We start from the raw sequence: 22,044 nt of genomic DNA, 5'->3' as shown, positions 1-22,044 counted from the left end.
GCTCCTCGCCGCGCGCTCATGCGACACCTTCCCGGGCGTCGAGCGCGCCGGTCATCGCCCCGACCAGTTCCTCGACGGTGGTCTGTCGACCCGGATACGTGGCCACCCGTTTGCCGAGCCGCAGCACCTGAATACGGTCGCACACCTCGAGCACATGGGGCATCGAATGGCTGATGAACACCACTGCAATCCCCTTGTCGCGCACCCGTTTCATGGACTCGAGCACGTTCTTGGTCTGGACGACGCCCAGCGCCGCGGTGGGCTCGTCGAGAATCAGCACCTTTCTGGCCCATGCCATCGCCCTGGCGATCGCGATCCCCTGTCGCTGGCCGCCCGACATCGAACCGACCGCCGAGGACAGTGATTTCACCGTCGCGCCGAGTTCAGCGAACGATTCGGTCGCGCGGCGACGCATCTCCTTCTCGTCCATGAAGCCGAGGTATCCGAGGAGTCCCCGACGCGCGATCTCCCTGCCGAGAAACACGTTCTGCACGGGGTTCAGATGCGGTGCGAGAGCCAGATCCTGGTACACCACCTCGATGCCGAGCTCCTCGGCGTGCCGGGGCCCCGACAGCCGGACTCGATTGCCCTCGAAGAAGATCTGGCCGTCATCGAGATCCAGGTTGCCCGACAGCGCCTTGATGAGCGTCGACTTGCCCGCACCGTTGTCGCCGATGAGGCCGACGATCTCGCCGGGCGTCACGTCGAAATCCGCGCCATCCAGCGCGCGGACGTGGCCGAAGCTGCGCGACAGGCCGCGCGCTTCCAACAGTGCGGTCATGCCGTGTCCTCCGAGGCGTTCGGTGTGCGTTGGGGGGGCCATGACTCGCCCGGCCGGCAGACCAGCAGTCGGACGCCCCCCTCGGTGTGCCAGACGCCCGAGCAGGCGGGTACGACGAGCGTGTTGCCCGCGCGCACCGCGACGGCCTCACCGGCGGTGGGGACGACTGACCCCGATCCGGAGAGCGCCACGGCGACGGCGAATCCGGCGGGCATCTCGACACCGGCGGTGAGTAGCTGCATCCGGAAGAACGGTGTCGCCGCTTCGGGTAGCACCTCGGCGAGTCCGGCGACGTGTGAGCCGGTGTGCCGTCGCAGTGTGTCGACATCGGTGACGGCCGTGCTGTCCACTGCCGACAACGCGACGTCGCGGGGCAGGCCGAGGAACACCTCGTCGTCCGAAGCGGTGGTGTTGTTGCGTTCCAACAGGATTGACTGGTCGGTCGGCTCCTGCGCCTCGACCAGGAGGATGCCTGCCCCGATCGCGTGCGGCGTACCGCCCGGCACCAGCACACCGTCACCGGGCCGCACCGGCACCCGGTGCATGAGCTCGAGCATCGCGTCGGAGTCCTGGGCCTCGACCAACTCGCCGAGCCGCTGCGGGCTGACGGTTTCGCGCCAGCCGACCCACACCGCGGCGTCGGCGGCGGCCTCCAGGATGTACCAGGCCTCGGTCTTTCCGTACACACAGCCCAGATGGTGGGTGGCGTAGTCGCGGGTGGGGTGCACGTGCACCGGGAGCCGCTGGCCCGCGTCCAACAGCTTCACCAGGACACCGACGTCGCCGGGGTCGCCGTCGTCGCGGCCCACCCAGCCGAGCGGGTCCGCGCACACCGCGTCGCGCAGTAGCGTGCCGTCGGCCAACCGAGCCGGTCCCAGGTCGGGTTCGCCGAAGCGAGACACCGTCGCGCCGATCCACTCCTCCGGCGAATGGTCGCCGACCGGCGGCAGCCCCCGCCACGCCGCCAGCGCGGGGCCGCCCGCGTACCAATGCCGTACCACGTTGGGCGGCAGCAGTTGTGGTTGCACGGTCGTCGTGGCCTCTTCGGGTCTGTTACCTGGGTCACGCCGGACAGTACGCCATATTCCCGGCTATGTCACCGGTGTCAGAGAATCCGTGCCCTCCGGTCTGACATCGGTGACATACTGGCCGCTGACCGACCGCGAAAGGATGCGCGATGGCGACCATGCGCGACGTTGCCGAGCGGGCAGGCGTGAGCACCAAGACGGTCTCGCGCGTGGTCAACAACGACCGCTATGTCTCCGCCGACGTCCGGGATCGTGTCGAGCGCGCCATCGCCGACCTCCAGTACGTGCCCAACATGCTTGCCGTCACGTTCCGCAGCGGGCGCGACGCCGCGATCGGTGTCGCGGTGCCCGGTGTGGCGGACCCGTTCTTCGCCAGCATCATCGGCGCCGTCGAGCGCGAGGCCAGTCGCCGCGGTGTCGCGGTCATCGTGACCGGCGCAGGGTGGGAACCGTCGCACGAACAGCAGTCGATCGAGGCCGTGTTGAAGCGACAGGTGGCCGGCATGATCATCTGCCCGGTCGGCCGCGACATGTCCTATCTGCGGCCGTGGCAGCAGCGCACACCGCTGGTGTTCGTCGACCGGGAACCAGGCAGACTGTCAGCCGACACGGTGTTGCAGGACGACGTCGGCGGAGGATACGACGCGACGCGGCACCTGATTTCGCACGGCCACCGCACCATCGCGTTCATGGGCGACGACACCGTGACCGGGCTGCTGCGGCTCAAGGGTTTAGCGCAGGCGCTCGACGAAGCCGGGCTGCCGCAACGTGCCGAACTGGTGCACGTCGGGTCCATCGACGAAGCGACGCTGACGGCCGAACTGCGTCGGATGCTCGCGGTCGGCGACCCGCCGAGCGCGGTGTTCTCCTCCAATGCGCGTGTCACGATCGCCGTGGTGACGGCGTTGCAGACGTTGCGCCGCAAGGACATCGGGCTGGTCGGCTTCGGCGACTTCCCGACAGCCGCTGCGCTGAACCCGGCCGTCACGGTCATCCATCAGGACGGCGACGAGATGGGTCGGTTCGCCGCAGACCGGCTCTTCACGCGCCTGGACCAGCCGGCCAAGCGGCTGCGCAGGCGCACGGTGCTGCCGGTGTCGCTGGTGACGCGGGCGTCGTGCGCGATGCCAGGTGAGAAGGTGCGCGCCGGGCACGGCGACGTGGTCAGCCCTGCAGCGTCGTGACGACGGTCGGTCGCCGCGGCGGACCGTGGTCGAGCAGTGCGAGGATCGCGTCGACGTCGGTGTGCGCGGTGAGCAGGTCGGCCATCAGGTCCAGTTGCGCATCGCGGCGGGCCGCCACGTCGACGTCGTCGGCGACGACGAATCCGGGCTTTCCGACGTCGGCCAGCCACTCACGTCGCACCGCGTCGTTGTCCATCAACCCGTGCCAGTGCGTGCCGTAGACGTGGCCGCGCCGGATGCCGACCGACAGCCAGTCCTGCTCGGTGTGCCGCTGCAGTTGGCCGTGGTGGATTTCGTAGCCGCGCAGCGGAGATTCCCAGTGCCGCAACGTCTTATCGGGGGCGAACGCGATGTCGGCGTCGAGCAGGCCGAGTCCTTCGACCACACCTGCCTTGGATTCCACCAGGTCGTCGATCTGTGTGCAGAGCATCTGGAAGCCGCCGCAGATGCCGAGCACCGCCTTACCGTGTGCGGCGTGCGCGCGGATCCCGTCGGCCAGACCGCGCTGCGTCAGCCACTGCAGATCGGAGACGGTGGCCTTGCTGCCGGGCAGCACCACCACGTCGGCGTCGGCCAGGTCGGCGGCCTCGGTCACCCACCGCACCAGCACGCCGGGCTCGCAGGCCAGCGCCTCGACGTCGGTGGAGTTGGAGATGCGCGGTAACCGGAGCGCGGCCACCCGCAGCCAGTCGCTGCCCCGCGGCGGTTGCGGCACGCCCAGCACGCCGTGCACCGACAGCGAGTCCTCGGTGTCCAACCACAGCCCGTCGGCGTACGGAATGACGCCGTAGGTCGGCCTGCCCGTCAACTGCTGCAACTGGTCGAGGCCGGGGGCGAGCAGGGCCTCCTCGCCGCGGAACTTGTTGACCAGGAAGCCGGCGATGAGCCGTTGGTCGTCGGGTTCCAGGACGGCGACGGTGCCGTACAGGTGGGCCAGCAGTCCGCCGCGGTCGATGTCGCCGACCAGGACGACGGGCAGTTCCGCGGCGCGCGCCAAGCCCATGTTGGCCAGATCGGTTGCACGCAGGTTGATCTCCGCGGGCGAGCCGGCGCCTTCGCAGATGACAGCATCGAATTCGCTTCGCAGCGACTGCAATTCGTCGGACACCACCCCGGCCAGCCGGTCCCGGTGCCGGAAGTAGTCGCCCGCGCCGACCGTGTCGACCACCTGACCGCGCAGCACCAGTTGCGACGTGCGGTCGCTGCCCGGCTTGAGCAGGATCGGGTTGAACCGCACGCTCGGCGCCAGGCCCGCGGCGCGGGCCTGCATGGCCTGCGCGCGGCCGATCTCGCCGCCCTCGACAGTGACCGCCGAGTTGTTCGACATGTTCTGCGCCTTGAACGGCGCGACGCGAATGCCCTTGCGCGCCAACAGCCGGCACAGCCCCGCGACGACCATGGACTTGCCGGCGTCCGACGTGGTGCCGGCCACCAGCAGCGCGCCGGTCACTTTTCTCCGGCGAGCAGACGCAAACTCGCACATTTTGAAGCGCAATCATGCGAGTTTCCGTCTGCTCGCGCCATTAGGCGACCGTCAGAATTTCCGCGCCGTCGTCGGTGACCACCAGCGTGTGTTCGAACTGCGCGGTCCACTTCTTGTCCTTGGTGGCGACGGTCCAACCGTCGTCCCAGATCTCGTAGTCCAGCGAGCCGAGGTTGATCATCGGCTCGATGGTGAACGTCATCCCGGGCTCCAGCTCGGTCTCGACGGCGGGCTGGTCGTAGTGCAGCACCACCAGACCGTTGTGGAACGTGGTGCCGATGCCGTGCCCGGTGAAATCGCGAACGACGTTGTAGCCGAACCGGTTTGCATACGACTCGATGACCCGCCCGATCACCGAAAGCTGCCTGCCCGGCTTGACGGCCTTGATCGCGCGCATCGTCGCTTCATGGGTGCGCTCGACGAGTAGCCGGTGCTCCTCGGAGACGTCGCCCGCCAAAAACGTCGCGTTGGTGTCGCCGTGCACGCCGTCGATGTAGGCGGTGACGTCGATGTTGACGATGTCGCCGTCCTCGATCACCGTCGAGTCCGGAATGCCGTGGCAGATGATCTCGTTCAGCGAGGTGCAACACGACTTCGGGAAGTCCTTGTAGCCCAGCGTCGACGGGTAGGCGCCGTGGTCGATCATGTACTCGTGCGCGATGCGGTCCAGTTCGTCGGTGGTGACGCCGGGGGCGACGGCCTTGCCCGCCTCGGCCAGCGCACCCGCCGCGATGCGGCCCGCGACGCGCATCTTCTCGATCACCTCGGGCGTCTGCACCCAGGGTTCGCTGCCCTCTTGTACCGTCGGCTTCCACACATACTCCGGCGGCTCGATCGAGCGCGGCACCGGCAGCGTCGGTGACAGCACACCAGGGCGAAGTGCAGTGCGAACAGGCATGACGCCAGCGTAGCGGGGTCGTCTCGCTAGATTCGGATGCCATGACCAACGACGAGGTTGACCAGCAGTTCGCGACGGAATTCGCCGAGCGGTTCGCCGACACCTGGCGGACTCCGGATCTGGCCAAGCACGAGGCGTTGTGGAGCGACGACATCGTGCTGGTCCAGCCGATGATGGGCACACTGCGCGGCAAGGCTGCCTGCCGCGAGTCGTTTCAGCGGCTGTTCGCGCTGATCCCCGACCTGCACGCCGACGTGCACCGGGTCGGGCACGGCAAACACGAGGTGTTCATCGAATTCACGTTGAGCGGAACGTACGGCGGCAAGCCGATCGCGTGGGATGCCATCGACCGCTTCACCTTCGCCAACGGCCTGATCGCCGAGCGGTTCTCGTACTTCGACTCCACACCGCTGATCGGCAAGCTGGTCGGCCGCCCCGCCGGCTGGGACCGGCTGGCCCGCATCGGGTCGCAGCTGTTTCGGCATTAACGACGGTCGAAGCGGCCCAGCCGCAACGACCGGCGCGGCCCGCGGACGTCGACGGACCCGCAGACCACCTTGCCGGTGAGGATCACGTGCGGATTGCCCTCGGCCGGAGCGTCCTTGCGGTGGTCGTGTGCGCTGCCGACGTTGACCTCGACGTCGTCGATCGAGGCGCTGGCGCCGTCGGGCAGCCGGATGTCCAAGCCGCCGAACTTCAAATCCAGTTCGATGACCACGATCGGGCCTGCGAAGCGGGCCCGCGTCAGGTCCAGGTCGACCGAGCCCATCCGCCGGTGCAAAGCCAGCCGGGTGGGCACGATCCACTCGCCCTGGCGCTTCAGCGAGCCGAGCACGCCGCGCAACTCGACGCGGTCGGTGGCGGTGGTGACGATGGCGCCAGGCCCCGGTAGGTCGCCGACGAGCGCGTCGAGGTCGGTCCGCAGCCGTGCCTGCGACACCAGCGCGGAGCGTTCCTCGAACTCCTCGATGTCGATCAGGCCCAGCGCCACGGCGTTGTGCAGTCGGCGCAGCGTGCCGTTGCGATCCGCGTCCGAGATGCGCATCGTGTATTCGCCGTTGATCTCCGCCATAGCCGCTACCAACGGTACCGCTGCGGCGTGCGCGCCAAACAGCCCGCCGAGACTGCGCAGAGATCGCGGATCGCTTCGGTTTTGCGATCTGGCCGCAGTCTCGGCGCACGAATGGACCGTCGTGTCATGCCAAGTAGTCAGGCGGCAGTTGGTCGAACATGCCCCGCAGCATCCGCACCGCGTATTCCGAGGACCCGCCGCCGACGATCAACGCCGCGAACGCCATATCGCCGCGGTAGCCGGCGAACCACGAATGCGAACCGCCGTCGAACTCGGCCTCACCGGTCTTGCCGCGCACGTCGCCCGAACCGGCGAGATCCTTGGCGGTGCCGTTGGTGACCACCAACCGCATCATCGGCCGCAGCCCGTCGAGCATCTTCTGCGTAATCTGGCCCTGGTCGCCGGTGACCACCGTCGGCCTGCCCTCGATCAGTTGCGGCACAGGGGTTTTGCCCGCCGCGACCGTCGCGGCCGCCAACGCCATCCCGAACGGGGTGACCAGGACCTTGCCCTGGCCGAAGCCGTCCTCGGTGCGCTCGGCGAGGTTGACCGTCGGCGGCACCGACCCGGTCAGCGTGTTGATGCCCTCGATTTGATAGTCGGCACCAAGCCCGTACTGTGCGGCGGCCATCGTCAAACCGCGCGGCGGCATCCTGCTCGCCAACTCCGCGAACGTGGTGTTGCACGAACTGGCGAACGCCCGTGACATCGGCACGACGCCGAGGTCGAAGCCGCCGTAGTTGGGCACGGTGCGGTGGCCGATGTCCAAGGTGCCGGGACAGCCCAGCAGGGTGTTCGGCGTCGCCATATCGCGCTCGATCGCCGCCCCGGCGGTGACGATCTTGAACGTCGAGCCGGGCGGATACAGGCCGGTGGTGGCCAGTGGCCCCTCGGCGTTGGCGGCGCCGTTCTGCGCGACGGCCAGGATCTCGCCGGTCGACGGTTTGATCACGACGATCATCGCCTTCTTACCGGTGGTGTTGACCGCGTTCTGCGCCGCGTTCTGCACCGACCGGTCCAGGCTGATGGTGACTGACGGCGCCGGAGCCCCCGGCACCTCGTTGAGCACGTCGACGTCCACCCCGTTCTGGTTGACGCTGACCACCCGCCAGCCGGCCTCGCCGTCGAGTTCGTCGACCACCGCCTTCTTGACCTCGCTGACGATCTCGGGTGCGAACGTGTCGTCGGTCGGCAACAGTTCAGCCTGCGGGGTGATCACCACACCAGGCAGCGACCCGATCGCGGCTGCAACGCGATCGTGGTCGGCCTGCCGCAGCGTGATCAGGCTCATCGGTTCCTTCGACGAACTGGCCTGCTCCGCCAACCGCTGCGGGTCCAAGGTGTTGTCGAACGGCCGCAACGCGTCGACCACGGCCCTCGCCGTCGGCATCAGCGCGGCGCCTGCCGATTTCGCGTCCAGCGCATAGTGATACAGGTTGCCGGGCACCAGCACGTCGGTGCCGCCGCGCTCGTTGACCGACGCCCTGCGCGGCGGGTCGGCGCGTAGCGCGAAGGTCTGGTGCTCGCCGAGTCGGGGATGCAGGCCGGTGGCGCTCCACCGGACCTCCCACTTGCCCTCGTCGCGGACCATGTTCAGCTGCCCGTCGTAGGTCCACGTCCGGTTCTTCGGCAGATGCCAGGTGTAGCGGTAGGTGATGCTGCCGGTGTCGTCGGCCCACTTCGAGCCGAGGATCTGGGCGTCCAGGTGCTGCGCCTGCAGCCCGGCCCAGGCCTCGTTCAACGCGGCGCGCGCGTCGGCCGGTTTATCGGCCAACTCGGCGGCGGTCGCGGTGTCGCCGGTCGCCAGCGCAGCGAAGAACTTCTGCGCGGTCGGTTCGGGTCCGTTCGGTTTCGGGGTGCACGCGTTGAGCGAGGCGACCAGCGCGGCGGCGGTGAGCAGACTCGCCGCCCGTGTTGCAGTTGAGAGCCAAGTTGCCATTGAGGCTGATGTTACGAATCCGAGACCTCAAAGCGGCGGAGGCGCACCGTGCGTCTCAGCCGAGGAAACCGATATCCCGGCGGCCGGGACCGATCACCGGCTCCGGGTCGGTGCCGATCGTGTGCACCAGCAGTTCGTGGTAGATGTCGCGGAAATCGGTGTCGCCCTTGAGGTCGCCGTCGTCCAAGTCGGTGAGGCTGGGTTGCTCCCCGTAGAAGCCGCCCTTGACCGGCTGACCGCAGATGAACACCGGGCCCGCCGTGCCGTGGTCCGTGCCGTACGACGCGTTGGCCCTGACTCGGCGGCCGAACTCCGAATACACCATGACGACGACGTCCTTGCCGTGCGGATCGGTGCGCATCTCGCGCAGGAACGGGGTCAGCGCCTCGTCGACGACGCTCAGCAGCTGCTGCTGTGACTCGCGTTCGTCGGTGTGCAGGTCGAAACCGCCGAGCGAGACCATGTAGACCCGGCTGGGCACCGCCGCTTTGACGCATCTGCTCACGACGTTGAGTTGGGCCGCCAGCGTGTTCTTGCCGTAGAGGTCGGCACTGGTGAGACCGCCCACGTTGGTGCCGCCCGATACGGCGGTGTCGCCGCTGACGATGACGGGTTCGAGCGCCGAGCCGAAGGCCCGGCTGGAGCGGTAGGCGGTACGAATCGCGGTCATCGCCGCGGTGTCGCGTGGGTCGTCGACGCCAACGGTGTCCAGCGCGGCCACCACCTCCGCGGGCAGCGGTGACATGTCGCGGGCCAACGCCGAAGCGGTGTACTTCTCCCCCACCGCCATCGGCGGTAGCACGGCGCCGATGTTGATCGCCCTGACCGGGTCATCGCCGGTGGCGTCCAGCCAGCGGCCTATCCAACCGGTGGGCACCGATTCCAGCGGCGACGCCGACTGCCAGATGTCCATCGACCGGAAATGACTGCGCGACGGCTTCGGATACGTCACGCCGCGCACGATCGCCAGCTTCTGCTCGTCCCACAGCTTGTGCAGGCCCTTCAGCACCGGGTTGAAGCCCAGCTGATCGTCGATCGGTATCACTTCCTCTGGGGCATAAGCCAAGTCAGGCCGCGCATCGTGATAAGCGTTGTCTGCGAATGGGATAACGGTGCTCAGCCCGTCGTTGCCACCGTAGAGCGTGACGATCACCAGCACGCCCGCCCCGTCGGGCAGCTGGGCCCGCTCGGCGGCCCGCTGCAGATCCAACCAGCTACACGACGCCGCGCCGGCAAGCAGGCCCGCCGCGCCCACCCCGATGCTGGCGGTCAAGAACTTTCGACGATTGATCTCTGCCATGTGAATCCGTTACGTCGTCAGGTATTCGGGTGTGTTGACTGATGCCATGAAGAGCGCTCTCGGGTTCTTGGCGAAGGGTTTCAGCCCCGCGACCGTCTGATCCGTCCACGCGCCGACGCCGATCAGATAGCCCGCGGCGTCGATGCGGTCGTTCTTGCCCGCCTCTTCGATCACCGAGAGGTCGCCGCGGTCGGCGAGTTTCCCGACCGCCCAGGTCTGGGACGTGATGCTCGCGGTCGACACCCATGCGCGGCCCTGCGGCCATCCCGCGACATCCGGTGGGTAGAGCGGCTTTTGGCCGAGCACGGTCAAGATGTCGAAGGCCGTGCCTGCCTCTGCGTCGCTGTCCAGCGTCAGTTCGAGCGTGCGGACCACGCCGAGCAGCCACTCCATCGGATTGTTCACCGACGAGGCGGTGACGAATTCCGGGTCGAGCAGGATCGCCTTGGTCAGCGCCTTGAGATTGCGGTCGGGGCCGTACGCGCTGACGAGGCGGGCGAGTGTCTGCGGCGACGGCGGGGAGTCCGATGCCAACTGTTTCCACAGCCTGGTCGCGACGTAGCTGGCCGACGCCGGATGGTTCAGCACCGCATCGCAGAACCCCTCGGCGTCCAGGTTCCCGGTCTGCCCCAGCACCGTCTTCGTCTGCGAATCATGTTTGTCAGCAACCACTTTGGTCTGTCCGTCCGGTGCGACGGTCCAGCCGGTCAACGCTCTGGCGCCCTCTTTGACGTCCGACTCGGTGTACCCGTTGCCCTCGCCGAGGGTGAAGAGCTCCATGAATTCGCGCGACAGGTTCTCGTTCGGCGACTCCGCGACATTGTCCTTACCGTCCAGCCAGGACAGCATGGCGGCGTCGGTCAGCATCGCGTAGGCCAGCGTGCGGAAGTCACCGAGCTTCAGAGTGCGCAACTTCTGGTTCTGGGCAGCCATGTACGTGGCGTAGCGGACCTTGGCCGTCGACGTGGCGAAGTGGTTGTGCCAGACCAGCGTCAGCTTCTCGTGGATCGGTTCGTGCACCGCAGCGATGCGGCGCACCCACCAGTGCGCCAGTTCCGTCGCCTGGGAGGAGATCAGGTTGTCACGCGCCAGCAATGCCGCCGACAACTCGTCGCCGACCAACTGATCCGGCCAGCCGGGCGCCGGCGGAAAGACGGGCATCGGTGTGGCGACGGCCCCTGGATCGGAATCCGGGTCCGCGTCGAGCAGCGTGTCGAGGTAGGTCGACCAGTCCTGCCCGACGACCGCGTCGACGCGCGGCCCCGACGTGCCGAACCCCGTTCGTCGCAACAGACGCGCAGTGGCGATCCACTGTGGTGACTGCGCCGACATACCTGACCCCCAGTCGCTGACGGGTCAGTCGGCTAAGTCTGCGGAGGCGATGACCGACCCGTCGCTGCGCCCAGCGTAGGCGATCACCAACCGGTTCGACGACCCTCTCGTGCGGCCGCGCCGGCTGCTTGCAAAGGCAACAGCAGTTGCTGGGTCAGGGCCCCGCGGCGGGTGCGCGGACCACCAGAGGCACCGCGGGGAAGTACGCGGCCATCTCCGAGCGCGACTTGCGCAGCGTCGCCGTGCCGTACCCCTGCTTGCGGTAAGAGGGGTGGATCCAGATCCGGACGTTGACCTCACCGCCGGACAGCTCGCCGAACACCATGCCGACCTTCTCCGAGCCGTCGATGGCCACCAGCCACGCCGCTTCTTCGGCGTCGACGCGACGCAGCGCGGCGCGGATCTCGTCGTCGAGATCACCGGGCGGCGCACCGGAGCCGTCGCCTGCCGCGCGCACGTCGTCGGTGCGGGCGGCGAAGATGTCGCGGTCCTTGTCCGCTGCGAACGGCCGCAGCACCAGGTTCTGGCCCGGCACGGCCGGCGGTTCTGCGATGAACGTCAGCTGACTGTTCAGATCCTCCAGTTCTGCGGCGATCCTGTCCCGCGACACCTTCGTCAGCCTGTCGAACGACAGCCGCAGCACCGCCTCGGCAGCCACCGGCGTCGTGCCCACCAGCCGCGCGATCGCCTCGATGGCGGCGTCGTAGTCCTGCGATTCGACGACCGCATCGAGCAACTCGTGGCGGCGGTCGAGCGCGCGAACCATCGCACGAGCGATCTCTCTGCGTTCGATCTTGTTGTCGTGCTCGGTCATACCGCCAGACGCTAGTCCAGAAGGACGGTCGCGAAGGTGCCGACCTGTTGGAAACCGATGCGCGCGTAGGTGGCGCGGGCGACGGTGTTGAAGTCGTTGACGTACAGGCTTGCGACGCGGCCGCCGCGCACCACCGCCGAAGCCAGCGTCGCGGTGCCCGCGGTGCCAAGCCCGCGACCGCGGTAATCGGGATGCACCCAGACACCCTGGATCTGGCCCACCGACGGCGACTGCGAGCCGACCTCGGCCTTGAACACCACCTGACCGCGCTCGAACCGGGCCCACGCCCGGCCCGCGGCGATCAGGCCCGCGACGCGACGCCGGTAGCCGCGCCCGCCGTCGCCGATCCGCGGATCGACGCCGACCTCGCCGATGAACATGTCGATGGCCGCCACCAGATAGGCGTCGAGCTCGTCGACGCGCACCGGGCGCACCGCCGGGTCGATCGGCGACTGCGGCGCGGTGGCCAACGCCATCAACGGTTGTTGTTCGCGCACATCGCGCGCCGGACCCCAGGCTTGCTCCAGTCGCCGCCACATCGGCATCACGTATTCGGCGCGGCCCACCAGCGACGAGCAGCGCCGCGCGGTGCTCATGGCCTTGTCCGCGAACGCGTTCAGATCGGTGAGCTCACCGCGCAGCGGGATCAGGTTCGCCCCTGCGAAGCACAGCGACTCGCTGACCCGCCGACGCGTCCAGAGTTCACCGCCGATGGCCGACGGCTCCACACCGTGTTCGGCGACCCGCGACGCCACCATGCAGGAACCGACGGGATCGTCGTCGAGCACCTGGCGCACGGCCGCGGCGTCATGAACCACCGACACCCGACGGTCGTCGACGAGGCGGAATAGCGGCGGAGCCGACATGGGCGCTCTTTCTAACCGATCCTGGGGCTGGTGACCCTCCTCACAGGGTCATGCTCAGCTTACGGTCACAACCGGCGTACCGCTGGCAGATGTTTCGTCACCACGCTCCTCCGCGATTCGCATGGCCTCTTCGATCAACGTCTCGACGATCTGCGCCTCGGGCACGGTCTTGATGACCTCACCCTTGACGAAGATCTGCCCCTTGCCATTTCCGGATGCGACGCCGAGGTCCGCCTCGCGCGCTTCGCCGGGACCGTTGACGACGCAGCCCATCACCGCGACGCGCAGCGGAACGTCCATGCCCTCCAGGCCCGCGCTGACCTCGTTGGCCAGCGTGTAGACGTCGACCTGCGCGCGCCCGCAGGACGGGCAGGACACGATCTCCAGCGAGCGCGGCCGAAGGTTCAGCGATTCCAGGATCTGGTTGCCGACCTTGACCTCTTCGATCGGCGGCGCCGACAGCGACACCCGGATGGTGTCGCCGATGCCCCGCGACAACAACGCACCGAACGCGACCGCCGATTTGATGGTGCCCTGAAACGCCGGGCCCGCTTCGGTGACGCCGAGGTGCAGCGGATAGTCGCACTGCGCGGCCAACTGCTCGTAGGCCGCGACCATCATCACCGGATCGTTGTGCTTGACGCTGATCTTGATGTCGCCGAAGCCGTGCTCCTCGAACAGCGACGCCTCCCACAACGCCGACTCGACCAGTGCTTCGGGGGTGGCCTTGCCGTACTTCTCCATGAACCGCTTGTCCAGCGAGCCCGCGTTGACACCGATGCGGATCGGGATGCCCGCGTCACCCGCCGCCTTGGCGACTTCTTTCACCCGGCCGTCGAATTCCTTGATGTTGCCCGGGTTTACCCGCACCGCGGCGCAGCCTGCGTCGATGGCGGCGAAGATGTACTTCGGCTGGAAGTGGATGTCGGCGATCACCGGGATCTGGCTGTGCCTGGCGATCTCTCTCAGCGCGTCGGCGTCCTCCTGGCGCGGGCAGGCCACCCGGACGATGTCGCAGCCCGATGCGGTCAGTTCGGCGATCTGCTGAAGCGTGGAGTTGACGTCGTGGGTCTTGGTGGTGCACATGGACTGCACCGCGATCGGATGCTCGCTGCCGATGCCGACATTGCCGACCATCAACTGGCGGGTCTTGCGGCGCGGCGCCAACGTCGGCGCCGGGGGTGCCGGCATGCCTAATCCGATTGTGGGGCCGGACGACATTTGGGTTCTCCTACTGGAAAGGTCTGATCGGGTTGACGAAGTCAGCGGTCACCGTGAGCGCCATGTAGCCGATGACGAAGACGAGGATCACGTACGTGGCCGGCATCAGTTTGAGGTAGTTGACCGGCGGCGCCGCGTCGATGCGGCGCGCTCTACGGATCATATTGCGGATCTTCTCGAACACGGCAATCGCGATGTGGCCGCCGTCGAACGGCAACAGCGGCACCAGGTTGATGGCGCCGAGCACGAAGTTCAACTGGGCGAGGAAGAACCAGAACGCCATGAAGTAGCCGTGTTCGAAGGCGTCGCCGCCGATGATCGACGCGCCCACCACGCTGATCGGGGTGTCGGGATCGCGCTGCCCGCCGCCGATGCTGTGCACCAGCGCGCCGATCTTGGTGGGGATCTTCGCCAGCGACTTGCCCAGTTCCACCGCGAGGTCACCGGTGAACGCGACCGTGCCCGGCACGGCGGTCACCGGGTTGAAGTGCTGGTATTTGACGGGACCGAACTCGGAGGCCGAGACGCCGACCGCGGCCACGGTGGTCGGGCCCTGCGCGTCTTTCGACGTCCAACGCTGGGTGCGGGTTACGTCGACCATGGTGGTGAACTTCTTGCCGTCGCGTTCGATCACGAACTGCGTCGGACCGGTCAGCGCGCGCACCGCGTCGACCATCTCGTCGGGATTGCTGACGTCCTTGTCGCCGACCTTGACGATGATGTCGCCTGCCTTGATCCCGGCGGCGGCGGCGGGCCCGATGCCCTCGCACTTGCCCATCTGGTCTTTACTGAGTTGCGGTGCCACACAAGACGTTTCGGCAACGTAGGCCGCCGGCTGCGGATGCAGGTTCGGCAGCCCCCAGATCAGCGCCATCCCGTAGATGAGCACCAGGCCGATGACGAAGTTCATGCCCGGCCCTGCGAACAGCACCAGCACCCGCTTCCAGGTCTTCTGCCGGTACATCGCGTAGCGCTCGTCCTCGGGGGCGATCTCGTCGATCGCGGTCATGCCCGCGATATCGCAGAAGCCGCCGAGCGGCACGGCCTTCACGCCGTATTCGGTGTGGCCGAGCTTGTTGGGCCGACGCGTCGACCACAGCGTCGGGCCGAACCCGACGAAATAGCGGCGCACCTTCATCCCCGTGGCGCGCGCGGCCCACATGTGCCCGCATTCGTGCAGCGCCACCGACACCAGGATGAAGAGCGCGAACAGCGCGACGCCGATGATCCACATGATCATTTGGTGGTGACGACCTCCCGGGAAACTACGCTCTTTGCCCGGTCGCGGGCCCAGCGTTGCGCATCGAGTACGTCTTCCACGGTAGCGGGTTCGGCGGCCCACTGGTCGGCAGCGCGCAGGACCTCGGCAATCGTTCGCACAATCGACGGGAAGCGGATCCGGCCGTCGAGGAAGGCTGCGGCGGCTTCCTCGTTGGCGGCGTTGTAGACCGCGGTCAGGCAGCCGCCCCTCGTGCCCGCCTCTTTCGCCAGGTCGACGGCCGGGAACACGGTGCTGTCGAGCGGCTCGAAATCCCAGCTCGACGCGGTCGAGAAATCGCAGGCCAGGGCGGCATCGGCGACGCGCGCGGGCCAGCCCAGCGCCAGCGCGATCGGCAGTTTCATATCCGGCGGGCTGGCCTGGGCCAGCGTCGAGCCGTCGGTGAACGTCACCATCGAGTGCACGATCGACTGCGGGTGCACGACGACGTCGATCCGGTCGTACGGGATGCCGAACAGCAGGTGGGTCTCGATCAGCTCCAACCCCTTGTTGACCAGCGACGCGGAGTTCAGCGTGTTCATCGGGCCCATCGACCAGGTGGGGTGCGCGCCGGCCTGCTCGGGGGTGACGTCCTCGAGCTTGTGGGCGGGCCAGCCGCGGAACGGTCCGCCGGACGCGGTCAGCACGATCTTGGCCACCTCGTCGGGGGTGCCGCCGCGCAGGCACTGCGCCATCGCGGAGTGCTCCGAGTCGACCGGCACGATCTGGCCAGGCTTGGCCGCCTTGAGGACCAGCGGGCCGCCCGCGACCAGCGACTCCTTGTTGGCCAGCGCGAGCCGGGCGCCGGAGGCCAGCGCCGCCAGCGTGGGCGCCAGCCCGAGGGCGCCGACGAGGCCGTTCAGCACGACGTCGGCTTCGGTGTTCTCGACGAGTCGCGTGGCGGCGTCCGCTCCGGCGTAGGTGACGTCGCCGACCTCGGCGGCCGCGTCCGCCACGGCGATGTTGGTCACCCCGGTCTGCGCGCGCTGCTGGGCCAGCAGGCCGGGGTTGCCGCCGCCCGCCGCCAGCCCGACGACCTCGAAGCGGTCGGGGTTGGCGGCGATGACCTCCAGCGCCTGGGTGCCGATCGAGCCGGTGCTGCCGAGGATCAGCACGCGGGTTCTGCTCACTGGTTCATTGTGCCGCGCCGCCCTTTCTCAGCGGCGACTTCTCCCCGCGAGCAGACGCAAAGTGTCCCGACACGCCGAAGAAACGGAACACTTTGCGTCTGGTCGCAGTGGAAAAGGGACGCAAATGTGACGTGACCCATCCGTGCCGGGGCGCGCTCCGAATCCTTGGTGTCAGTGCAGAGCGCGGGCACCACGCCCGTCACGACAAGGGAGCGAGAGCGTCATGAATGTTATTCACCGTCAAGCACTATCGGTGGCGGGCCTGGCCGCGGTCGCGGTTTTCGGTTTGTCGGCGTGTTCGAACGACACTTCCACCGCGGCACCCGCCGAACCGGCGAACCCGTCGTCGTCCGCGATGGCGGCGCCGATGGATCAGCCCGTCGATCCCGGCGCCGGCCTGGTCGGACCGGGCTGCGCCGACTACGCCGCGCAGAACCCCACCGGCCCCGGCTCGGTGACCGGTATGGCGCAGGATCCGGTGGCGGTGGCGGCGAGCAACAATCCGCTGCTCACCACGTTGACCGCAGCGGTGTCGGGCAAGCTCAACCCCGACGTGAACCTGGTCGACACCCTCAACGGTGGTCAGTTCACGGTGTTCGCCCCGACCGACGCCGCGTTCGCCAAGATCGACCCGGCCACCATCGAGAAGCTGAAGACCGACTCGAACCTGCTGAGCAGCATCCTCACCTATCACGTGGTGCCTGGTCAGGCCAGCCCCACCCAGGTCGTCGGCATGCACAAGACCGTGCAGGGCGGTCAGGTCGACGTCAGCGGCATGGGTAACACCCTGAAGGTCAACAACGCAGGCGTGGTGTGCGGCGGCGTCCGCACCGCCAACGCGACCGTGTACCTGATCGACACGGTCCTGATGCCCCCGGCCGCCTAGGCCTACCGGTCACCCAGCCCCGCGAGCAGACGCAGAAACGTACGATCCGCCCCAGATTTACCCGTTTCTGCGTCTGCTCGCGCCATGGAAAGCGAGTGCCCCGCCATGTTCACCCTCATCCTGATCGGCTTTCTCGGCGGCTTGATCACCGGCATCTCGCCGTGCATCCTTCCCGTGCTACCGGTGATCTTCTTCTCCGGAACTCAAAGCGACGGCGCGAAGGCCAGGCCGTACCGCGTGATCGCCGGTCTGGTGCTGAGCTTCTCGGTTGTCACCCTGATCGGTTCGGCACTTCTGTCGCTGCTGCGGCTGCCGCAGGACGCGATCCGCTGGGTGGCGCTGGCGGCACTGGTGGCCATCGGCGTCGGGCTGATCTTCCCGAAATTCGAAGCGCTGCTGGAGAAACCGTTCTCACGGCTGCCGCAGAAGCAGTTCGGTTCCGGCAGTAGCGGTTTCGGGCTCGGTCTGGCGTTGGGCGTGCTGTACGTGCCGTGCGCGGGCCCGGTGCTCGCGGCCATCGTTATCGCCGGTGCGACGGACACGATCGGGCTGCCGACGGTGGCGTTGACGGTGTCGTTCGCGGTGGGCGCGGCGCTGCCGCTGCTGTTCTTCGCGCTAGCAGGCCGTCGCGTCGCTGAACGGGTCGCGGCATTCCGCGAGCGCCAACGCGAAATCCGCGTCGCCGCAGGCGTTGTCACGATCCTGCTGGCGGTGGCGCTGGTGTTCAACCTGCCTGCCGCGCTGCAACGCACCATCCCCGACTACACCGCCAAGCTGCAGGAGACCGTCGGCGGCGACGAGCAACTCCGCGAGAAACTGAACCTCGGCGGTCTGGTCAACGACCAGAACAAGGACTTGGCCAACTGCACCAATGGTGCACCGGGATTGGAGAGCTGTGGCACCGCGCCCGACATCAAAGGCATCACCGGTTGGCTCAATACCCCCAACGGTGCGGCCGTCGACCTGAAAACGCTTCGCGGCAAAGTGGTCATCGTCGATTTCTGGGCCTACTCGTGCATCAACTGCCAGCGCGCGATCCCGCACATCGTCGACTGGTACCGGGCCTATAAGGACGCCGGCCTCGAGGTGATCGGCGTGCACACACCCGAGTACGCATTCGAGCGTGAACCGCGCAACGTCGCCAGCGGCGCCCGCGACCTGAACATCACCTATCCGGTCGCGCTGGACACCAACTATGCGACATGGACCAACTACCGCAACCGTTACTGGCCGGCCAAGTATCTGATCGACGCCACCGGCACCGTCCGCCACATCAAATTCGGCGAGGGCGACTACGCGCAGACCGAAACGCTGATCCGGCAACTACTTTCGGATGCCCGTCCGGATGTCACGCTGCCCGCCCCGACCGAGGCTGCCGACACCACTCCCCCAACCGGTCTGACCCCGGAGACCTACCTGGGCGTCGGCAAGGTGGTCAACTACGGAGGCACCGGCAGCTACGACGAGGGCGAGGCCACATTCGAGTACCCGGCCCGACTGCCCGACGACACGTTCGCACTCACGGGCGGCTGGAAACTGGACTACCAGGGCGCGACGGCCGACGGATCGGGTGCAGGCATCACACTGAACTACCGCGCCCGCAATGTGTACCTGGTCGTCGGCGGCACAGGCACGGTGACCGTGACCCGCGACGGCGAGTCCAGGCAGATCCCGGTCAGTGGTCCGCCCACATTGCGCCAGCTGGTCGGCGACGACGAGGTGCACCGGGCGACGGTCGAGGTCCAGTTGAGCGAAGGGCTGCAGGCCTTCTCGTTCACCTATGGGTGAGCGGCACTGTCACACTTCAGTAAGGAAATCCCGCCGGTCTCCGGCCGCCGTCGACACTAGCCTCGACATGTGAGCTCCAAAGCGCGCGGCCTCGCAGTCCTGACGCTGGTCGTCGCGTTCGGCGCGGCGCTGCTGGCCTTGCAGATCGGCGTGGAGCCCTCGCTGCGCGCGAACGCATCGGTCGACGTTCCCGGCCCCACCGTCGATGAGCCTGTGGGCCAGCCGGGCGCCAACGAGACCGCGGTGTTGGCGGGCGGCTGCTTCTGGGGCGTTCAGGGAGTCTTCCAGCACGTGAAGGGGGTGTCGGCCGCGGCCTCCGGCTACGCGGGCGGCGACGCGTCGACGGCCCACTACGAAACGGTGGGGACGGGCACCACCGGCCACGCCGAATCCGTGCGCATTACCTACGATCCCAGCCAGGTGACGTTCGGCCAGCTGTTGCACATCTTCTTCGCGGCCGTGCACGATCCGACGCAGATGAACCGGCAAGGCCCCGACACCGGACCGCAGTACCGGTCGGCGATCTTCCCGCAGAACGACGTGCAGCAGCGGGTTGCCGACGCCTACATCGCGCAACTCAACCAGGCGAAGGTCTTCGACGCACCAGTGGTCACCCAGACGACGCGCGACTCGGGCTTCTTTCCCGCCGAGGACTACCACCAGGACTACCTGAGCGAACATCCGACGGCGCTGTACATCGCGACCTACGACATGCCGAAGCTCGACCAACTGCGCCAACAGTTTCCGCAGTTGTATCGCGATCAGCCCGTGCTGGTGCACCCGGTCAACGCCGGGTAGCCGCCGACGGATCGACGGTCGCCTCGATCTTGACCACAAGACCGTCGCGCACGGTCAACATCAACACCACCGACAGCGCGCGGCCCGCGTAGCCGAGCACCTCCCCGGCAGGCCCGGTGACCAGAGTCAAGCCGGTGCCCAGGAACCGAAGGAGGTTGGGCGCCACCGCATCCCGGCCGTGGTTGATTTGCGGCGGCCCGCCGCCGACGAACGTCGCCACGCCCCATACCGTCGGATCCAGCACCGCGGTCAGCGATTCCAGATCGCCGTTGGCGCACGCGGTGATGAACTTCTCGGTGACGATCCTGTGCTCGACGGCGGTGACGTCGGACGGCCGCAGCGACGAGTCCGCGAACTTGGCCCTGGCCCGCCGCGCCAGTTGCCGGCAGGTGCCGACAGGCCTGCCCACCGTCGCGGCGATCTCCTCGAACGGCATCTGAAAAACGTCGTGCAGGATGAACGCCACCCGCTCAGCGGGACTCAGCCGGCGTAGCACTTCCAGCAGCGCGCCGCGGACCTCATCGTCGAGCGTGACCCGATCGGCCGGGTCGGCGTCGCGTGCCACGGGCACACGCAAACCCACCTCGTCGGGTTGTTCGTGACGGGCCCGCGCTGACCGCATCTGGTCCAGGCAGAGCCGCCCCGCGACGACGGTCAGCCAGGCACGCACATCGTCGACCTGCGACGCGCGCGAGAGCCGAAGCAGCGCCTCCTGCGCGACGTCCTCCGCCTCGCCCACGTCGCCGAGCATCTGATACGCGAGGTTCACCAGGTACGGGCGGTGGCTGCGCACCGCGGCGTCTATCGGGCCCATGAAGTAGTGACGAAACGCGGGCCGGAAAAGTTACAGCGGCGGCTGTGTAACTTTCCGTCGCGCGACGTCGTCCTTGTCTTCATGAACGCAATTCTCGTCACGGGCGCAACCGGCAACGTCGGCCGCCCTCTGGTCCATGAACTCGCAGCAGCAGGCGTCGAGGTGCGCGCCGTCACCCGGCAGTCGGGCGCGCGCTTGCCCGACGGCGTCGCGGCGGTGCGCACCGCGGCCGAGGGTCTTGCGGGTGCGACGGCCGTGTTCCTCAACTCGCGTGCGCTCGGTGATCACCTCGAGTCGTTCGTCGAGCAGGCGCGCGATCACGGTGTCACCCGCCTGGTTGCCCTGTCGGCCATCAACGCCGACGACGACTTCGCGCGCCAACCGTCACGTTTTCGCGGCGACCGCAACAAGGAAGTCGAGCAGCTCGCTGTCGGCTCCGGACTCGAGTGGGTGAGCCTTCGCCCAACGGTTTTCGCCACCAACTTCTTCGGCATGTGGGCGCCGCAGATCCAGGCGGGCGACGTGGTCAACGGGCCGTACGCGACCGCGTCGACCGCACCGATCGTCGAGAAAGACATTTCTGCCGTTGCCGCCACGGCGTTGCTCACCGACGACCTTGTCGGGCAGCGGATTCTGTTGACCGGCCCGCAGGCGTTCACCAACGCCGAACTCGTCGACGTGATCGGGTCGGTGCTGTCACGACCGCTGCGCTACCGGGAAGTGCCCGCCGACCTGGTGCGGCAACGGTTCACGGCGATCGGCTTCTCACCCGAGTTCGCCGACGCCTACCTGGCGTTCCTCGAAGCGACCGTCGACAAGCCGGCGTTGGTCACGCACGACGTGGAGAAGATCCTCGGCAGGCCGCCCTCGACGTTCGCCGATGCCGTGTCCGCGCATAGGGAACTCTTCAAATAGAAAGGGAGACAGAGAATGTCGGAGTTGCATCCGCCGCGCTACCTCAAGCCGATGAACAAATTCATGATGGCTGTGCAGAAGCTCGGCATCCCCACCGGCCCTGCGATGGTGCTGACCGTGCCCGGCCGCAAGACCGGAAAGCCGCGCAGCACCCCGATGACGCCGTTCGAGCACGACGGTGATCTTTATGTGGTGGCCGGTTATCCGGGCGCCGACTGGGCGTCCAACGCCCGAGCGGCCGGCGAGGGCACGCTGTCACGCGGACGCAGATCGCGGCGCGTGAAGATCGTCGAACTCGACGCCGCGCAATCCCGTCCTGTGCTGCGGGCTTTCGCGGTCAAGGTGCCCGTCGGCGTCGGGTTCGCCAAACGCGCGGGCCTGGTCCGCGACGGCGCCCCCGAAGAATTCGCGGCACTGGCGGGGCGGCTGAAGGTGTTTCGGTTCGACGCCAGCGACTAGCCTCGGTGGGTCCATCGACGTCGGTATCGACGTCGATGGAACGCGGGGTGCCGCCGCGCGACCGAAGCGGACGCGGAT

At 67.8% G+C, this 22,044-nt stretch carries 21 protein-coding genes; 7 read left to right on the top strand and 14 right to left on the bottom strand.

All coding sequences use genetic code 11. The features are described 5' to 3' along the window. Positions 1 to 16: 16 nt before the first annotated feature. Together C1A30_RS17075 and C1A30_RS17070 are read right to left on the bottom strand one after the other, a co-directional pair. Positions 17 to 781: an ATP-binding cassette domain-containing protein gene (locus C1A30_RS17075; RefSeq protein WP_101949383.1), complete on the bottom strand. Its 765-nt coding sequence runs from the start codon at positions 779 to 781 to the stop codon at positions 17 to 19. Then, positions 778 to 1,809, bottom strand: a complete 1,032-nt coding sequence (locus C1A30_RS17070) for a class I mannose-6-phosphate isomerase (RefSeq protein WP_101949382.1) — start codon at positions 1,807 to 1,809, stop codon at positions 778 to 780. The genes C1A30_RS17075 and C1A30_RS17070 overlap by 4 nt, the downstream gene beginning before the upstream one ends. 149 nt (positions 1,810 to 1,958) lie before the next feature. Here C1A30_RS17070 and C1A30_RS17065 point away from each other — a divergent pair, with 149 nt between their 5' ends. Further along, positions 1,959 to 2,993 (top strand): LacI family DNA-binding transcriptional regulator, encoded by a 1,035-nt coding sequence (locus C1A30_RS17065; protein WP_101949381.1) that lies wholly within the window; start codon positions 1,959 to 1,961, stop codon positions 2,991 to 2,993. Here the strand turns inward: C1A30_RS17065 and C1A30_RS17060 are convergent. Continuing rightward, positions 2,974 to 4,443: a cobyric acid synthase gene (locus C1A30_RS17060; RefSeq protein WP_255413226.1), complete on the bottom strand. Its 1,470-nt coding sequence runs from the start codon at positions 4,441 to 4,443 to the stop codon at positions 2,974 to 2,976. The genes C1A30_RS17065 and C1A30_RS17060 overlap by 20 nt on opposite strands. Positions 4,444 to 4,516: 73 nt before the next feature. Next, entirely contained in the window at positions 4,517 to 5,374 is an 858-nt protein-coding gene (gene map, locus C1A30_RS17055) for a type I methionyl aminopeptidase (protein WP_101949379.1), read from the bottom strand. 41 nt (positions 5,375 to 5,415) lie between these two features. Between map and C1A30_RS17050 the strand changes: the two genes are divergently transcribed. Continuing rightward, the gene (locus tag C1A30_RS17050) at positions 5,416 to 5,862 is read left to right on the top strand and encodes a nuclear transport factor 2 family protein (protein ID WP_101949378.1); all 447 of its coding nucleotides are present in this window, start codon (positions 5,416 to 5,418) and stop codon (positions 5,860 to 5,862) included. Here the strand turns inward: C1A30_RS17050 and C1A30_RS17045 are convergent. The 9 genes from C1A30_RS17045 to dxr form a co-directional block, all read right to left on the bottom strand. Continuing rightward, positions 5,859 to 6,446: a DUF1707 domain-containing protein gene (locus C1A30_RS17045; RefSeq protein ID WP_101949377.1), complete on the bottom strand. Its 588-nt coding sequence runs from the start codon at positions 6,444 to 6,446 to the stop codon at positions 5,859 to 5,861. The genes C1A30_RS17050 and C1A30_RS17045 overlap by 4 nt on opposite strands. Before the next feature lie 124 nt (positions 6,447 to 6,570). Further along, the gene (locus C1A30_RS17040) at positions 6,571 to 8,385 is read right to left on the bottom strand and encodes a penicillin-binding transpeptidase domain-containing protein (protein WP_101949376.1); all 1,815 of its coding nucleotides are present in this window, start codon (positions 8,383 to 8,385) and stop codon (positions 6,571 to 6,573) included. A 55-nt stretch (positions 8,386 to 8,440) separates the two neighbouring features. Continuing rightward, positions 8,441 to 9,685: a DUF1501 domain-containing protein gene (locus C1A30_RS17035; RefSeq protein WP_101949375.1), complete on the bottom strand. Its 1,245-nt coding sequence runs from the start codon at positions 9,683 to 9,685 to the stop codon at positions 8,441 to 8,443. A 9-nt stretch (positions 9,686 to 9,694) separates the two neighbouring features. After that, complete coding sequence (locus C1A30_RS17030) at positions 9,695 to 11,017, bottom strand: DUF1800 family protein (RefSeq protein ID WP_101949374.1); 1,323 nt, start codon at positions 11,015 to 11,017, stop codon at positions 9,695 to 9,697. A 154-nt stretch (positions 11,018 to 11,171) separates the two neighbouring features. Further along, positions 11,172 to 11,831, bottom strand: a complete 660-nt coding sequence (locus tag C1A30_RS17025) for a GNAT family N-acetyltransferase (protein WP_101949373.1) — start codon at positions 11,829 to 11,831, stop codon at positions 11,172 to 11,174. Between the two features lie 11 nt (positions 11,832 to 11,842). Further along, positions 11,843 to 12,697 (bottom strand): GNAT family N-acetyltransferase, encoded by an 855-nt coding sequence (locus tag C1A30_RS17020; protein WP_101949372.1) that lies wholly within the window; start codon positions 12,695 to 12,697, stop codon positions 11,843 to 11,845. Positions 12,698 to 12,751: 54 nt separating this feature from the next. Then, on the bottom strand, positions 12,752 to 13,918 hold the full coding sequence (ispG, locus tag C1A30_RS17015) for a flavodoxin-dependent (E)-4-hydroxy-3-methylbut-2-enyl-diphosphate synthase (protein WP_101949371.1): 1,167 nt from the start codon (positions 13,916 to 13,918) through the stop codon (positions 12,752 to 12,754). Between the two features lie 10 nt (positions 13,919 to 13,928). After that, positions 13,929 to 15,155, bottom strand: a complete 1,227-nt coding sequence (locus C1A30_RS17010; RefSeq protein ID WP_101950267.1) for an RIP metalloprotease — start codon at positions 15,153 to 15,155, stop codon at positions 13,929 to 13,931. Beyond that, positions 15,155 to 16,306 carry a 1-deoxy-D-xylulose-5-phosphate reductoisomerase gene (gene dxr, locus C1A30_RS17005; protein WP_101949370.1) on the bottom strand — a complete coding sequence of 384 codons (1,152 nt, stop codon included), beginning with the start codon at positions 16,304 to 16,306 and terminating at the stop codon, positions 15,155 to 15,157. Before dxr ends, C1A30_RS17010 begins: the two co-directional genes overlap by 1 nt. A gap of 223 nt (positions 16,307 to 16,529) precedes the next feature. Between dxr and C1A30_RS17000 the strand changes: the two genes are divergently transcribed. The 3 genes from C1A30_RS17000 to msrA all read left to right on the top strand — a co-directional run bounded on the left by C1A30_RS17000 (position 16,530) and on the right by msrA (position 19,778). Next, entirely contained in the window at positions 16,530 to 17,192 is a 663-nt protein-coding gene (locus C1A30_RS17000; protein ID WP_101949369.1) for a fasciclin domain-containing protein, read from the top strand. A gap of 105 nt (positions 17,193 to 17,297) precedes the next feature. Then, positions 17,298 to 18,980, top strand: a complete 1,683-nt coding sequence (locus C1A30_RS16995) for a cytochrome c biogenesis protein DipZ (protein WP_101950266.1) — start codon at positions 17,298 to 17,300, stop codon at positions 18,978 to 18,980. A 69-nt stretch (positions 18,981 to 19,049) separates the two neighbouring features. Continuing rightward, entirely contained in the window at positions 19,050 to 19,778 is a 729-nt protein-coding gene (gene msrA, locus C1A30_RS16990; protein WP_101949368.1) for a peptide-methionine (S)-S-oxide reductase MsrA, read from the top strand. On the opposite strand, the gene sigI is transcribed toward msrA, so the two are convergent. Next, positions 19,765 to 20,592, bottom strand: a complete 828-nt coding sequence (sigI, locus tag C1A30_RS16985) for an RNA polymerase sigma factor SigI (RefSeq protein WP_101949367.1) — start codon at positions 20,590 to 20,592, stop codon at positions 19,765 to 19,767. The genes msrA and sigI overlap by 14 nt on opposite strands. A gap of 81 nt (positions 20,593 to 20,673) precedes the next feature. Here sigI and C1A30_RS16980 point away from each other — a divergent pair, with 81 nt between their 5' ends. Together C1A30_RS16980 and C1A30_RS16975 are read left to right on the top strand one after the other, a co-directional pair. Further along, a complete protein-coding gene (locus C1A30_RS16980; RefSeq protein WP_101949366.1) occupies positions 20,674 to 21,507 on the top strand; it encodes an NAD(P)H-binding protein in 834 nt (277 codons plus the stop codon). A gap of 15 nt (positions 21,508 to 21,522) precedes the next feature. After that, positions 21,523 to 21,966, top strand: coding sequence for a nitroreductase family deazaflavin-dependent oxidoreductase (locus C1A30_RS16975; protein WP_101949365.1), 444 nt, complete (start codon positions 21,523 to 21,525; stop codon positions 21,964 to 21,966). The last annotated feature ends 78 nt before the right edge of the window (positions 21,967 to 22,044 follow it).

Source organism: Mycobacterium sp. 3519A (assembly GCF_900240945.1).
GTDB lineage: Bacteria > Actinomycetota > Actinomycetes > Mycobacteriales > Mycobacteriaceae > Mycobacterium.
Note: the sequence above shows the minus strand (reverse complement) of the source record. Positions and strands in the feature narration are given on the sequence as shown.